Raw genomic sequence first — 16033 nt, 5'->3', positions numbered from 1 at the left:
TATCTCCTCATTTCAGACGATTTAAGACTTCACATGCTTTTGCATTTGCTGAATCGCAGATTTCTCTAGACGTGAGACCTGTGCCTGTGAGATACCAATCTCATCTGCGACCTCCATCTGTGTTTTCCCTTCGAAAAACCGCATGGATAAAATTCGTTTCTCCCTTTGACCTAACTTACGCATCGCTTCACGTAAGGCGATTTCTTCGATCCACGACACATCCTTATTCTTATCATCGCTAATCTGGTCCATTACATAAATAGGATCGCCACCGTCATGATAGATCGGTTCGAATAAGGACACTGGATCCTGAATAGCATCAAGGGCAAAGACTACATCTTCCTTCGGTACGCCAAGTGCTTCAGAGATTTCGAATATCGTCGGTTCCCGCGAATTCTGATTGGTCAGACTATCGCGTACCTGCAGCGCCTTGTAAGCAATGTCTCTGAGTGAACGCGATACTCGAATCGGATTGTTATCACGCAAGTAACGGCGGATCTCACCAATAATCATCGGAACCGCATATGTGGAGAACTTAACGTTTTGTGATAAATCGAAATTATCGATGGCTTTCATCAGACCGATGCAGCCCACCTGGAACAAATCGTCAACAAATTCTCCCCTATTATTGAACCTCTGGATAACACTTAGAACGAGCCTAAGATTACCATTTACCAATTTCTCTCTGGCGGATCGCTCGCCCTGCTGCTGCAGCGAAGTGAACAGTTGCCGCATTTCCACATTCGTTAGAACAGGCAGCTTAGCAGTATCCACACCGCAAATCTCGACTTTATTTCGGGTCATGATGATTTACCTCCCAAGGAGAAACATTACTGTACATTATCTCCCGGGTTGGCCATTTTATTCCTTGCTAATTTCACCTTACACCATCTTGTTAAACTCCTTACGCAGCCGCTTAATAATTCGTTTCTCCAGACGAGAAATGTAGGATTGGGAAATTCCGAGCAGATCCGCCACATCTTTTTGCGTCTTTTCTTCGCCCCCACGCAGTCCGAAACGCAGCTCCATAATGAGTCTTTCCCGTTCGCTCAGCTTTTCCAGCGCCTTTTGCAGCAGCTTGCGATCGACCTGTTCTTCAATGTTCCGATAGATGGTATCATTTTCCGTCCCTAAAACATCTGAGAGCAGCAACTCATTACCATCCCAATCGATATTAAGAGGCTCATCAAAAGAAACCTCACTCCGTGTCTTGCTATTACGCCGCAAATACATCAAAATTTCATTCTCTATGCAACGTGATGCATATGTTGCTAGTTTTATTTTTTTCTCGGGATCAAAAGTGTTAACCGCCTTAATTAATCCGATAGCCCCTATCGAAACAAGGTCTTCAATATTGATTCCGGTATTCTCAAATTTACGAGCGATATACACTACGAGGCGCAGGTTACGCTCAATCAGCATCGCACGAACAGCAGCATCGCCGCTAGATAGCCGCTGAAGCAGATACTCTTCTTCTTCCCGTGTCAGCGGTGGAGGTAGAGCCTCGCTCCCGCCGATATAATAGATTTCCTGACTCTTCAGCCCCAGTAGAAACAGCATGCGGTAATATTGCAGCTGCAGAGCAATTTTCCATTTGACCATTATTGTTCCTCCTCCAAGAAGTACACGGTTAGCGTATGAAGCTTTTAATTCCCGCTTTCAGCCATCAGAAGTTTGGTTCAGCTAGCTTTAAAGATTAGGAAGGTAGTGCTGCATCAGTGGCGCTCTCTTTTTGAGTTAAATCCGGATGTATGACCGCCCGATAGGCTCCATCTCCTGAGAGTGTCCCGCCATCCAGCCCAATTAAGACTCTTTTACTATAAAAGATATCTTCACCGAGCTTTATCGTCACAAGGTCTGGCTTCAGTGCGAGCATAAATGATGCCCCTCGGTTAATCCCCCTGTAAGGTACTAGTCGCATCCTATCCTGCCAAGCAAACGACTGCCCGTCCGTTTCTAGCAAAAGTCTGTCCGCACCATCCTGAGTGAGTCTCCCTTTCCATGCAGCAGGCAGATGCCCCTCCCAGAGCGTCGATTCCATCACCATCACCGGTATGCGGGTCAAAGGATCACAGAGACGATTACCTGTGTCTAGCAGGCCAGGACAGGAAACACTTACACCATCAATTTCAACAACCACCTCACCGATATAGGTTTCAAGCTGCTCCCTTCTGATTCGTGAAGAATGCACTGCCTTGAAGCAGATTAACACCAGGGGGAATACTGCAATGACAAACCAAAAGCCGATCTTTAAGCCGTAGGCATGCCCTCCTGAAGCAGTGAACATAATACCATTCCAAATGTCGCTGGAGCTCTGCAGCAAATAGTGAATACCAACAATTCCACCTGCGGCTGCAAAATTGATAATATAGAAAGCTCCCATAGTGCGAAGGTAGCTTTGCAGACTCCCAAAACCAAAGGCAATCCATAACATAACCACCGACAATCCAAACTTGATAAGGAAGGTATACATGAAAGACAGCTCCGGTACAAACATCATCACTACATACAGTGCGCCAACGAGAGCTGAGAGGATTAAACGCCACCATGAGATTCTCAGCTTAACCATCCAGCCTGTCAGCCACAAAAGAATTCCGTCGATCACTAGATTGGCGGCGAATATCAAGTCAATATAAACAACCAGTGCATTCACCTGCTTAATGGCGGAATCTATCCTCTAGCCAAATTGGATCAGGCTCTGTTTTTGGACGATATGATTAGTATAGAAAGTCTCGCATTCAAAGTCTGTCTAAACTTGGGGGGCATTCTTACGGTTTTTTTGTCGAGTTATAGCGCGTGGGGATTTATTCCTTCTTTATGGAATTTCTTATATCTTTTATTCACTGCGTCATTCGCTCCATCATTCGCTGGATCATTTAATGGAATAGAGGAATCCTGCAAATATACAACTTTTTGTGCAAAACTCCGCTTTATGAAGTCCAAAAACTGCAAATATACAGGATTATCCTCACTTTTGGCTAGAAATCTTTATTTGGCGCAGGAATTACTGCAGATTCGCAGGAATCATCACTTCAACCATCTACTTATTATTAAATACTGTATTTTTGCAGGATTATCTGATGGTTAATGGTTGCCGCTGAGCTACACAGTGCCGTTCATAGTCTTGCTTGATCCTTATTACATTTACGCAAAAAAAACACCGTACCGCTATAGCTAATCAGCTAAGCGATACGGTGTTCTCGTATAATCTTGATTCTATTTAATTAGTCATTATTGCCCCGAGTACGATTACGCAGGAACGTCGGAATATCGAGCTGGTCAGAAGAACTCTGATTGCCGAAAGGACGTAAATTAGCTGAACTCTTATCCGGTGCTGCCGCAGGCTCGTTATTCGTCGAGACCGGACGACGTCCTGGAGTTTCAGGCGATGGTTTATGTTCAAAGCCAGTAGCAATTACTGTTACTTTGATATCATCCTTCAGGCCTTCATCAATAATCGCACCAAAGATCATATTCACTTCAGGATCAGAGGCGGATGTAACGATCTCAGCCGCTTCATTAACTTCATAGAGAGAGAGGTTGGATCCTCCCGTAATGTTCATGATTACGCCGCGGGCGCCTTCAATAGACGTTTCCAAGAGTGGGCTCATGATGGCTTTACGTGCTGCTTCAGACGCACGGTTCTCACCATTTGCAATACCAATACCCATAAGCGCTGAACCGCGCTCTGTCATGATCGTCTTTACATCCGCAAAGTCAAGGTTAATCAGACCAGGAACCTTAATTAGGTCAGAGATACCTTGAACAGCCTGCCGGAGAACATTATCTGCTTCACGGAAAGCTTCCAACATCGGTGTTTTCTTATCAACGATCTCAAGCAAACGGTCATTTGGAATGACGATTAGCGTGTCGACCTTTTCTTTCAAAGCTTCGATTCCAAGCATTGCCTGGTTATAACGTTTTCTTCCTTCAAAAGTGAACGGGCGAGTAACTACCCCCACAGTCAAGGCTCCACACTCTCTAGCAATCTCAGCTATAACTGGTGCTGCACCTGTTCCTGTACCGCCACCCATCCCTGCAGTAACAAACACCATATCTGCGCCCTTAAGGGTATTAGAGATCAAGTCACGGGATTCTTCCGCTGCTTTCTTACCGACTTCAGGATTAGCTCCTGCACCCAACCCGCGGGTCAGCTTGTCCCCGATTTGCAGCTTGTGCTCCGATTTGGCCATATGCAACGCTTGGGCGTCTGTATTAACCGTAATAAATTCTACACCCTGAACGCCATTTTCAATCATCCGGTTGACAGCATTACTACCTCCGCCGCCTACGCCGATGACTTTTATTTGCGCCAAGCTCTCCATTTCAAAATCAAATTCTAACATATTGTTCCATCTCCCCCTCAATGTGCTTGGATGGCCGGTCCAAGTATATCTGGACTTACACTTATATAAACTCGCTGAACATGTTCTTTAGACGCTCGACAAACCCGGTCTTCTGAACCGTTTCCTGATTTGGAGTGGCGTTCTGCTTACTCCGGTTGACCGTCTTTTTGTTGCTGCTTCCACCACTGCTTCTTCCACGGAAGCTACGGACAACATTATGCAGGATACCAACACCTCCGGTAAACCCAGGGTCCCGTACACCGATATAATCCGGTACAGCGATGCGTACAGATGCAGCCAGTTCAGTCTGAGCCGCCTTTAATACGCCAGGCATCGAAACAGTTCCACCCGTTAATATATAACCTCCAGGTAGTTCACTGTAACCAAGCCGTTTCACTTCCTGTTTAATCAAATGGAAGATTTCTTGCACCCGTGGTTCGATAATTGCCGCTAAATCCTCTTGGTTAAATTCCTTCTCTACATTACTGCCAATGCGCAGCACCTTGAAGACAACGTCAGAGGCTGCATCGTCAATCCATGCGCAACCATACTTTAGCTTTACTTTCTCCGCTTGATCAGTAAGTGTACGTAGTCCGTATGCAATGTCATTAGTTACAAATTCTCCGCCGATCGGAATCGTAGAGGTTGCACAAAGGGAACTTTCTTCGTATATGGCTATCGTTGTCGACCCGGCCCCGATATCAACCAGAACAGATCCCATCGATTTCTCGTCTTTGGACAGCGCCAATCCACCAGCACCAAGAGACATCAGCACAAGATCCTTCACTTTCAGCCCTGATTTCTCAACACATCGTAGTAGATTATGTATTGGCGTCTTAGCACCCGTAATGATGGTTGCGTCCACTTCTAGACGAACACCAATCATCCCGCGCGGGTCCTGAATACCTTCGAGACCATCGACAATAAATTGTTTAGGAACAACATCAATCACTTCTCGCTCCGGAGGCATAGCGATGACTTCCGCAGCTTTAATAACGCGATCGATATCATCCTCACCGATTTCACGATCCTCATTCTGAACGGCCACGACACCGTGGCTGGATTGCAGGCCAATATGATTACCGGAAATGCCTACATAAACTTCTGATATTTGAATACCCACCATTTGCTCTGCATGATCTATAGCACTTTTGATCGATTGCACAGTTTGGTCGATATCTACAATCGCGCCTTTACGTATTCCTTCCGAATCAGCAGATCCAACGCCAATAATATTAAAGGTTCCATTGGTAACTTCCCCAATTATTGCCCGAACTTTGGATGTACCGATGTCCAAACTAACAATGATGTCATTGTTGCTCAAGTCCTATGGCACCTCCTGTTATAATCGAAATAATTTGCATAATCTTATCCCGGTCCCGGGAAACTTCTCTGTACATATTCAACATACCTAACCCTTTCCCTCTTTTTTCTACAAATTTTTTGAACGGAATAATATTCCAACATCCCTAAATGTGATTAGTTACTCATAATTTTTTATAAGAATGATAATTATCACAAGAAATATATACCTATTCGGTTATTACTAACCATATATAAGATTATATTTCAAAAAAATCGAAGAAAAAAGAGGGATATAGCTTCTTGCCCGTAAATCCGATTGTAGCATTTTTTGAACTCTATTAGTAGGGACTATTTACCTCTACTCTACTCTTGCACATCTTTTTGCTCATCGCCCTTTTGCTCCTCACTTTCGACCTGAAAAGGAACATACGAGTCGGCTTCAAGCATCGTGATAAGTCCAGGCTCCTTTGTCTCTATTACCTGATTCAAGTATGACACTTTGCTCTTCAATAAAGAGATGGAAGTGATCACCTCGAAACGGGATCTAGTATAGAGCTTGATACGATCCGGAAATGACAAGGTTGGCGAGGGAACAATCTCAGAGATATCACTTGTCAATTCATTAGAAATGCTTCCAAGCGTTTGGCATAGGATAGCCTTATTAGGATCAGCTGGATCCCAGTTGGTTAATATAGGTTTCTCTACAGCAATACCAGTCTCATTAACAGTCACCGCTGCTCCACTCGACAGAATCGCCTTCAAGATGCCGCCCTGTTCCAGTTCATAGGCCACCGCAGGGAATTCTTCAATCTTCACTGTGATTACCCCGGGGAAATCCTTCTTTACGGCCACAGCCTTAACCGTCTTAAGCTCCAGCAGAGATTGTTCCACAGACTTCGTAGAAACGGCAAAGAATTGTCCACCTATATGAATTCCACTTTGCGAGAGTAATTCCTCACTAGTAGAATACTTGCTTCCCTGAAAATCTATCACTGTAATGTGACTAATAGACGATCTGAAAAAAATCACAGCAAGAAGCGCAGTGAACAGTAGCAGCAGGATCGCCGTAATCTTACGGCTCATTTTTTTCTTAGGCTTGTCCTCTTTAAGAAGAGGTAATCGGGTTGTTGTCATTCTCATATCTCCGTAATAAGGCCCTGTCTCCTTCCTTGGTAGAACTGAAGGAGACAGGGAGCTTTAATTGGCCAAATCAAGTGGATCCGGTACGGGTACCTTGCGGCTTATGCGCGCGCCAAGCTTCTGAAACAGCTTCTCTATTCCATCATACCCGCGGTCAATATGGTGTGCTTGCTCAACGACTGTAGTCCCTTGTGCAGCAAGCCCAGCAATAACCAGAGCCGCACCCGCACGCAAGTCAGTAGCTTCCACAGTAGCACCATACAATCTCTGAACGCCGCGAATAAACGCACGATTCAAATCAATAGAAATATCAGCGCCCATCCGCGCCATTTCTTCAACATGCTTGAATCGTCCCTCAAACACCGTCTCCTTGATTACACTGAAACCATCAGCGAGAGACAACAGCACCATGACCTGAGATTGCAGATCGGTTGGGAAAGAAGGATAAGGAGAAGTCACAATTCTCTCAACAGCACGTGGACGCCCCATACAACTGATATTAATTATATCATTGCACACTGTGATTTGAACACCAGCCCGCTTGAGCACATGAATAAGCGAAGTCAGATGCCCCGCATTGGCATGTGTCAAAGTCACATTCCCTCGTGTAGCTGCCGCAGCAATCATTACGGTTCCAGCCACAATCCGATCAGGTATCACCTCATACGTACAGGGATATAGGTTTTTCACCCCTTGAATTGTAATGGTGTCCGTACCTGCACCGATAATCTGAGCACCCATGCTATTTAGAAACTGCTGTAGGTCCTGTATCTCCGGCTCTCTCGCTGCCCCCGATATTGTTGTTGTTCCCTCTGCCTTTGCGGCAGCCATCATAATATTCTCCGTTGCTCCTACACTTGGATAGTCGAGATGAATATCACTCCCTATAAGCTTAGAACCCCGACAGAATATTCTTCCGTTGCTCTCCTCGATCTCCGCCCCTAACGCCTTAAGTCCCTGTAGATGAAGATCGATTTTACGCTCTCCGATCGCACAGCCCCCAGGCTGATAGATCGTTACCTCTCCAAATCTGGATAACAGCGGTCCCATTAGAAAAATGGAAGATCTCATCTGCCGCATTAAATCCTCAGGGATATGAGATGTCCCGACGGCAGACGTATCTATCGTCACCGTATCCTCTTGATGCACGCACCTGCAGCCCAGCCGATCTAGGATGTCTAGCATAGTCTCGATGTCCAGCAGCTTCGGCACATTATGCAGTGAGTGAACTCCTTCGGCCAGCAGGCTTGCCGCTAGAATCGGCAGCGCCGCATTTTTTGCTCCATGGATACGAATGGTGCCTGACAGGGGACTTCCACCCTCAATCACCAATTTGTCCAATGTATCACCTCCGAGATTACCGCTCACCCACCACAAACACTTCCGTTACAAGCTCATATGAAATGTACAAGTATAAACGTCTTCGGCGTCCTTTAGAAGGACGATAAGCGTTTAAGCGAGAAATATAAGGATAATGTATAACGTGAAACTTATACTTTCTTATATTTCAAGAATATCCTGCACTACATCTCAGGTTTGGAAGTGTCCTGGGTGATTGTCACGATTATAGGATTATCCTATGTTCGTTCCTCCAAGTGTGTGACAGAGAGCTGCCAATAAGGAAAACCCGTATGGAAAACGATGATATCTTAAGACTTCTTACCCGCAAGTCTTCGGAGCTCGCTTGTGATTACTGCTGCAGAATCTCTTTTGCCGAGTCGTTTGGAGGCCACGGACATCTGCTCACGCACGGCTTCAGTTCCGATGATTTTTTGAACCGCCTCATATAGTGCCGTGCCGTTTAAATCTTTCTCAAGCAGCACCACAGCAGCACCTTCACGTTCCAACTGTCTTGCATTCGCCTCCTGATGGTTATTCGTCACATTAGGAGATGGAATGAGTACAGAGGGAATACCCAGCGCTGTAATCTCAGCGAGAAAAGAGGCTCCCGCTCGATTAACGATCAAGGAGGTACAAGCCAACACCTCTGGCATATTATGAACGTAAGGAAGGACATGCAACCAGTTTGGTATGCTACCCAGCTTTTGACGCAATTCCGCCCGAGTCTCTTCGAAATAAGGTTCACCTGTAACATACACATAATGAACACCATTACCCTTACCCACTTTAGGGGCCATTTCAATCATGGCTCTATTAATAGCCTTAGCTCCCTGACTGCCACCAACCACCAAAACAACAGTACTGCCATCCGAAATCCCCAGCGATGCGAATCCACGTTGCGGACTTGCTGTAGTAACTGTTGTGGCACGTGGATTGCCAGTATAGATCACATTTTTGCTGCCCGGAAAAGAGGACTCTGTTCCTTCAAAGCTTACGGCAACTGTACTCGCATACCGACTCAGAAAGCGATTGGTTAGACCTGGTATGGCATTTTGTTCATGGATCAAAGTAGGGATGCCCAACCGGGATGCAGCATAAACGACTGGACCACACACATAACCGCCTGTTCCAATCACAACATCTGGTTTGAATTCTCTTAACATTTCTTTGGACGCCTTAACACCCTTCAAGAAACGCATCACGGTCTTGACATTGTCTATGGATAGCTTGCGCCGAAAACCAGTGATGTCAATAGATTTGAAAGGGATATTCTCTTGAGGAACAAGCTTGCTCTCTAAGCCACGCGTTCCACCAATATACAGGAAGGTAGATTTGCTATCTTCCAACTCCATTTGCCTAGCAACAGCGACCGCAGGATAGATATGTCCACCCGTGCCTCCGCCGCTTAATACGATACGCATCTCTTTCACCTCGCAAAACGGGATAAGTTCAATAGAATGCCAAGGGATGTTAGCATCAGTGTAAGTGAAGATCCGCCATAGCTAATCAGAGGAAGCGTGATGCCCGTTACAGGCATTAGACCAATAACAACACCAATATTAATAATGACTTGTACAGCCACCATACAGACGATGCCAACGGCCAGATAGCTTCCAAAACGGTCAGGTAGACTCATCGCCACCTTCATCCCGCGCCAGATTAGAATAAGAAATAGGATCAACACAGCCAAACCACCGATAAACCCCAGCTCCTCAGCCAATATAGAAAAAATAAAATCTGTTTGTGGCTCAGGTACATAGCTGTACTTCTGCCGACTCATTCCTAATCCAAGGCCACCGAGCCCACCAGGACCAATCGCATATAACGACTGAATGATCTGGTAGCCTGCACCAAGGGGGTCGGACCAAGGATCAAGAAAAGCGGTAATCCGCTGCAACCGGTAAGGCGCTGCTGCAATCAAAGCAACAAACCCTGCCGCACCAGCTACTCCAAGTGAAAGTAAATGCTTCATTCTAGCCCCTGCTGTGAAGACCATCATCAAGGCTGCACCAAACATGACGGTACCTGTACCCAAATCCGGCTGGAGCATGATCAGCGCGAAGGCTGACCCAATGAGCGCAAGTGGTGGGAGCAAGCCGCGTGTGAAGGAAGTGATGTCGTATTCCTCTTTTCCTAGCCAATTGGCTAAGAATAGAATCATCCCCATCTTCATGAATTCGGAAGGCTGGATCCCGAAGGAGCTAATTCCTAGCCAGCTGCGCGCTCCCCCGCGTACTACACCAATACCAGGGATAAGCACAATAACAAGTAAGAAAAAGCAGATCAGAAGTGCCGGCTTAGCCAGCTTTTTCAGCACCCTGTAATCGGTATTCGCCGTAACGAACATTGCGACTAGTCCTAGTCCTGCAAACAAAAGCTGTCTTTTTACAAAGTAAAACGAATCTCCATAATTGCGGAAGCCCAGAACGGACCCGGCGCTGTATACCATCACCATGCCGATCACCAGCAAAGATAGAATAGGAATCAGCAACCAAATATCGGGAGCATGACGAGTTTTGTTCATCAGGAGCACACCTCTTGCATCCGTAGTAGGGATGGGGCTTATCCACCCCCCTACTTAAAGGTTATGCACCGCCTCTTTAAAAATACGCCCGCGCTCTTCATAGGATGTAAACATATCCCAACTTGCACAGGCAGGAGACAAAAGAACGATATCTCCTTCTTCCGCCAGAGCGGAAGCTTCCTGCACAGCTTGCTCAAGCACGGCAGCGGCACTCTCCCCATTATCGACGGAGATAATCTGCTTTAATCCTGCCAGCTGCGCTACATTCGTTAGCTTGTCCTTAGTTTCTCCTAACGCCACTAGCGCTTTAACACGACCGCTCAGGACAGGCAGCAGCTCCAAATAATCGGAACCACGGTCTAATCCACCAGCGATCAGCACTACAGGGCGCTCAAAGGACGTTAATGCCATAATCGTCGCTTTGGAGTTCGTTGCTTTGGAGTTATTATAATAAGTGGCTCCAGCCTTATCAGCCACATACTCCAGCCGGTGCTCTACACCGCGAAATGAAGCAAGCACTTCACCCAATAAAGAGGGGTCAGCTCCAGCAGCAATGGCAATTCCACATGCAGCCAGTGCATTTCCCACATTGAAACGTCCCGGAATGCTAATGGAATCTACATCAGCAATGATTGTTTCTTGGTCTGCAGATTCGCGATAGATGATGCGGCGCTTCAGATCGTCATCTTGACCCGTAATATAGGATGGGCTAACAAACACACCATGAGTGAGCTCCTCGGACATAGAGAACGGAAGAATAGTAGCTTTCATATACGGCACAAGTTCCCGGCAAAAAGGATCGTCCCAGTTCAGCACAGCCGTATCCGTATCTACTTGATTGGCGAACAGCTTTGCTTTGGAATCGACATAATCCTTCATGCTCCCATGATAATCCAGGTGGGTCTCCGCAATATTCAACAAACAACCTATTTTGGGGCGGAAAGTCTCCGTACCTTTGAGCTGGAAGCTGCTGAGTTCGACCACCATCCAGTTATCCTCTGTAGCTTCTTGCGCAGCCTCACAGAGAGGCGTGCCAATGTTACCTGCAACAATCGGATTCATACCTGCAGCGTCCAGCATTTGACCTACCCAGGTCGTCGTGGTCGTCTTGCCATTGGATCCCGTGATGCCAATCATCGGCGCTGCACAAAGACGGTAAGCAACCTCTACCTCTGTAACTACTTCAATGCCAAGCTCAAGAGCCTTTTGCACAGGAGGCGCAGAATAAGGAATGCCTGGATTCTTAATGACCAGACTTACACCTTCATGAATCAGTCCATCCGGATGCCCACCGCTTATAACACAAATTCCCAAAGATTCCAATTCGGAAGCTTCGGGACTTTGATCTCTTTCCTTTTTATCGTTCACCGTAACTACAGCGCCTCGATCATGCAGCACTTTAGCAACCTGGACACCGCTTTTTGCGAGCCCAAGAACCACAACTTCTTCACCACGATACATATCTGGATGTTTCATTCGCTACAACCCCTTGCTAATAAATAGTCCAACAGCGGCTAATATCAAGCTTACCGCCCAGAACGAAATTACCACACGCCATTCCGACCAGCCACCAAGTTCAAAATGATGGTGAATCGGGCTCATTCTGAATACACGTTTGCCACGGGTTTTGAAAGAAACCACCTGTATCACGACAGATAACATTTCCACCACAAACACACCGCCAATAATTAAAAACAGCAGTTCGCTCTTTGTGACAATAGCAATCGCACCTATCGCGCCGCCAATACCAAATGAACCGGTATCTCCCATGAACACCTTAGCCGGATGGGCATTAAAAACCAGAAATCCAAGAACGGCCCCGATCATTGCCGCTGCACACACGCCAGCTGCAATTGACGTAGCCTGCATCGCTACAACAGCATAAGCTGCCAAAGCAATAGCACTTACTCCAGACAGCAAACCATCTACTCCATCGGTAAAGTTAACAGCATTCGTTACTGCCATCATCATAATAATAATGAATGGATAGTAGAAAAAGCCGCCCCAGTCAAAGCTGAAATCAGTACCCGGAACGCTGATACTTGTGCTATGTCCTGCAGAAATCAGCAGACCGCACATCACAGCACCTACCAACAGCTGCCCGAACAATTTTTGACGCGCCGTAAGGCCCAAAGAACGCTTGAATACGATTTTGATATAATCATCCAAAAATCCGATCAGTCCAAAACCAAGCGTAGCCACTAGTAGTACGTAGAAATCGTTATTCACCACGGAAAATTTCAGATAAGCCAATGTAAAAGCCACGATGATTACGATACCGCCCATCGTCGGCGTTCCCGCTTTCTTTAAATGGGATTGCGGTCCGTCATCTCGCACCTGCTGTCCGAATTTCATCCTGCGCAGTAGCGGAATGAAGAGCGGAGCGGCAATGACCGCAAGGATAAAGGAAACAGCAATAGTCAATAACAATAGTTGATAATCCATGGGTGCACCCCCTCCATTTTTTTAGGTCTCTTTAATCTCTTTATTAAGGCTCTGAAGCACTTCCTCAAGCCTCATCCCTCTAGATCCTTTGAATAGTACAATATCCTTGGAGCTGCTTTTCTCGATAAGGACGGCTGTTAATTCTGACTTATCCGTAAAAGCCAGCACACGCTCGTTTCCGAATCTTTCCTTTGCAGCTTCTGAAATATGGACTGACAATGGACCATAGGTATATACAAAATCAGTCACTGCGGGGTCTAGGTAGTAGCCAATTTCTTTATGAAACTGTATTTCATCCGGCCCAAGTTCCAGCATGTCCCCCAGTACTGCGATTTTTTTGCCACTGCATTTCATAGTTTGAAGCACATCAATGGCCGCCTTCATAGAAGTCGGACTGGCATTATAAGCATCATTCAAAAGTGTAAGCCCGGAAGAAGTCCGAATCACTTCAATCCGCATGCCCGTCAACTTAAGATTACTTAACCCATTCTCTACATTTTGTTCTGTAATTCCAAAATGGCGAGCAACCGCTAGTGCAGCCAACGCGTTAACAACGTTATGCTGGCCTGGCAGCGGTAATGTAAAAGCATGTTCCTTATGAAGGCTTGACGTAAACGTCATACCACCACTATGGGACATCATCCCAGTCGGATAATCATCATTATCTCCGTTCAGACCGAAACGAAAGGACACCATCCCCTCCGGAGCCTCAAAAGTGGACTCTTGCATTACCTCAGTCAGCAGCGGTTCATCACCGTTATAAATTAGCAGTCCACCTGGCACTAGCCCTTCGACTATTTCCAGCTTGGCACGGGCGATTTCTTTGCGGGATCCCAGTTGCAGCAGATGTGACTCACCTATATTAGTAATGACTGCAACATCTGGTGCAGCCAAAGAAGCCAGCAGAGCAATTTCTCCCCGCGAGCTCATACCCATTTCAAGCACTGCAATCTCTGTATCCTCAGCCATGGATAGAATCGTGAGCGGAAGACCAATATGATTATTGAAGTTTCCCTCTGTCTTGTGCACCTTGTACTGCATTTCGAGCAAGGCCATAATGATATCTTTTGTCGTTGTTTTGCCATTACTGCCCGTAACAGCGACAACCTTCGGAGCGACCTCATTTAAATACGCAGCGGACAGCTTCTGAAGCGCCTCTAGCGTATCTTCAACAATTATGACTCCGCCACCCTCAGGCGCAGGACCTTTATCACGCTGCCATAAGGTCCCTGCAGCACCAGCAGCAATAGCTGTAGCTGCATAATGATGACCGTCAAATTTGTCTCCCGTTAGAGGAACAAACAGGCAACCTGTAGTTATCTTACGGGAGTCAGTAACGACGCCCGTAAGTGGTATATTCATAGCTTCGGCAGCAGGAAGTTCCCCTGCGCACATCACAGCAATTTGTCCCAGTGTTCTTGTAATCAATAGCTTCGACCCCTTATAACTTCTTTCGCGACGATGCGGTCATCGAAATCGTGAACCACTCCGCCAATCAGTTGATAGGTCTCATGACCTTTCCCCGCAATCAATACTACATCGCCAGAGCTTGCCATTTCAATAGCCTTCCCAATTGCTTCTCGGCGATCAACAATCATATGATACCGGTCAGAGGTGACTCCATCCTCTACTAGTCCTGCTTCTATATCCTTCAGAATTAGCCCAGGGTCCTCCGTCCGAGGGTTGTCAGAGGTTACGAATATCATGTCGCTATATTTTGCAGCTATCTTACCCATTAAAGGACGTTTCGTGCGGTCTCTGTCTCCTCCGCAGCCAAACACAGTAAGCACTTTACCTGTAGCAAATTCGCAGACCGTTCTTAATACATTTTCCAGCCCGTCTGGTGTATGTGCATAGTCAACGATAACGGCATATTCTTGCCCCTCATCTACTGACTCCACCCGTCCAGCTACCCCATCAATCGCCTCAAGACTAGTCTTGATATCTGACAGTGACACATCTTCCAACAACGCTGCCGTAATCGCCGCAAGTGCATTATAGACATTGAACTTACCAACCATACGAAGCGAAATGTCCGTCTCACCCTTAAACGTATCTACATGGAAAAAAGTTCCTTTTGCAGTGATCGAGATTTGCGAAGCTCGGACATTAGCGTTGTTATCAATGCCATATGTAATCACTTCCGCTGCAGTTTGGGTTGCAAAATAGTGGCTCGCCTCATCATCAGCATTAAGCACCGCATATTTGCGTTCTTCTTTCCAAGGTGAGATCACATTTCCTAGTCTAGAGAAGAATAGACCTTTAACCGCCCGATACTCCTCCATTGTATGATGATAATCCAGATGATCCTGGGTTAAGTTCGTAAATATTGCTGTACGGAAGTCCGCACCCTTCACACGTCCTTGCTGAAGCGCATGGGAGGAGACTTCCATTACGCAACATTCCACACCTTTGGAGGCCATATCATGAAGCGAGCGCTGCAGATCTAGCGATTCTGGAGTGGTCCCTGACATAGGGTAACTTTTGCCGTCATAGCGCATTTGAATGGTCCCAATCAGACCCGTCTTCATATTCTGGTCTTGCATAATTCGCTCAATAAGATAAGTCGTTGTTGTCTTCCCATTTGTACCCGTAACCCCGATCATTCTCATTCGGCTGCTAGGTGAGCCAAAGAACGCATTCGACATGACAGACATCGCAAAACGGCAGTCATCCACAACGATCTGTGGGATATCAAGCTCTAGCTTATGCTCACATACGATAGCAGATGCTCCAGAGGCTACGGCTTGCGGCGCAAATTTATGTCCGTCTACGGTGTGACCCGGTAAACAGATAAACAGATCACCCGGACTTACACGGCGGGAATCCGTCTGAAGATCAGTAATCTCCACCTCCCCGTCCCCATATAGACGCGAAGTAGCAAGACAAGCAGATAATTCATTAACTTTCATAGTAATCCCTCACTCTACAT

General features: G+C 46.4%; 13 protein-coding genes. All 13 read right to left on the bottom strand.

All coding sequences use genetic code 11. From position 1 onward, the window contains the following. Positions 1-21: 21 nt before the first annotated feature. The 13 genes from sigG to MKY52_RS16315 all read right to left on the bottom strand — a co-directional run bounded on the left by sigG (position 22) and on the right by MKY52_RS16315 (position 16013). Complete coding sequence (gene sigG / locus MKY52_RS16375; RefSeq protein WP_036683631.1) at positions 22-804, bottom strand: RNA polymerase sporulation sigma factor SigG; 783 nt, start codon at positions 802-804, stop codon at positions 22-24. Positions 805-882: 78 nt separating this feature from the next. Then, positions 883-1605, bottom strand: a complete 723-nt coding sequence (gene sigE, locus MKY52_RS16370) for an RNA polymerase sporulation sigma factor SigE (protein WP_028530613.1) — start codon at positions 1603-1605, stop codon at positions 883-885. Positions 1606-1696: 91 nt separating this feature from the next. Beyond that, positions 1697-2644, bottom strand: coding sequence for a sigma-E processing peptidase SpoIIGA (gene spoIIGA / locus MKY52_RS16365; RefSeq protein WP_042194361.1), 948 nt, complete (start codon positions 2642-2644; stop codon positions 1697-1699). 580 nt (positions 2645-3224) lie between these two features. Beyond that, on the bottom strand, positions 3225-4346 hold the full coding sequence (gene ftsZ, locus MKY52_RS16360; protein ID WP_042130228.1) for a cell division protein FtsZ: 1122 nt from the start codon (positions 4344-4346) through the stop codon (positions 3225-3227). Between the two features lie 61 nt (positions 4347-4407). Next, the gene (gene ftsA / locus MKY52_RS16355; RefSeq protein WP_042190844.1) at positions 4408-5670 is read right to left on the bottom strand and encodes a cell division protein FtsA; all 1263 of its coding nucleotides are present in this window, start codon (positions 5668-5670) and stop codon (positions 4408-4410) included. A gap of 344 nt (positions 5671-6014) precedes the next feature. Beyond that, positions 6015-6785 carry a cell division protein FtsQ/DivIB gene (locus MKY52_RS16350; RefSeq protein WP_042190846.1) on the bottom strand — a complete coding sequence of 257 codons (771 nt, stop codon included), beginning with the start codon at positions 6783-6785 and terminating at the stop codon, positions 6015-6017. Between the two features lie 63 nt (positions 6786-6848). Further along, positions 6849-8132 (bottom strand): UDP-N-acetylglucosamine 1-carboxyvinyltransferase, encoded by a 1284-nt coding sequence (murA, locus tag MKY52_RS16345; protein ID WP_042190848.1) that lies wholly within the window; start codon positions 8130-8132, stop codon positions 6849-6851. A 308-nt stretch (positions 8133-8440) separates the two neighbouring features. Then, complete coding sequence (gene murG, locus MKY52_RS16340; RefSeq protein ID WP_042190850.1) at positions 8441-9553, bottom strand: undecaprenyldiphospho-muramoylpentapeptide beta-N-acetylglucosaminyltransferase; 1113 nt, start codon at positions 9551-9553, stop codon at positions 8441-8443. 5 nt (positions 9554-9558) lie between these two features. Then, complete coding sequence (spoVE, locus tag MKY52_RS16335) at positions 9559-10656, bottom strand: stage V sporulation protein E (protein ID WP_042130238.1); 1098 nt, start codon at positions 10654-10656, stop codon at positions 9559-9561. A gap of 54 nt (positions 10657-10710) precedes the next feature. Continuing rightward, a complete protein-coding gene (gene murD, locus MKY52_RS16330) occupies positions 10711-12132 on the bottom strand; it encodes a UDP-N-acetylmuramoyl-L-alanine--D-glutamate ligase (protein WP_149647593.1) in 1422 nt (473 codons plus the stop codon). A 3-nt stretch (positions 12133-12135) separates the two neighbouring features. After that, complete coding sequence (gene mraY / locus MKY52_RS16325) at positions 12136-13101, bottom strand: phospho-N-acetylmuramoyl-pentapeptide-transferase (protein WP_042190854.1); 966 nt, start codon at positions 13099-13101, stop codon at positions 12136-12138. A 21-nt stretch (positions 13102-13122) separates the two neighbouring features. Then, a complete protein-coding gene (locus MKY52_RS16320) occupies positions 13123-14526 on the bottom strand; it encodes a UDP-N-acetylmuramoyl-tripeptide--D-alanyl-D-alanine ligase (protein WP_341053435.1) in 1404 nt (467 codons plus the stop codon). Further along, positions 14526-16013, bottom strand: a complete 1488-nt coding sequence (locus MKY52_RS16315) for a UDP-N-acetylmuramoyl-L-alanyl-D-glutamate--2,6-diaminopimelate ligase (protein ID WP_339243128.1) — start codon at positions 16011-16013, stop codon at positions 14526-14528. The genes MKY52_RS16320 and MKY52_RS16315 overlap by 1 nt, the downstream gene beginning before the upstream one ends. Positions 16014-16033 lie beyond the last annotated feature (20 nt).

It is taken from the genome of Paenibacillus sp. FSL P4-0184 (assembly GCF_038004625.1).
GTDB lineage: Bacteria > Bacillota > Bacilli > Paenibacillales > Paenibacillaceae > Paenibacillus_AQ.
The sequence above is the reverse complement of the archived record's forward strand: the minus strand, read 5'-3'. Positions and strand labels throughout refer to the sequence as shown.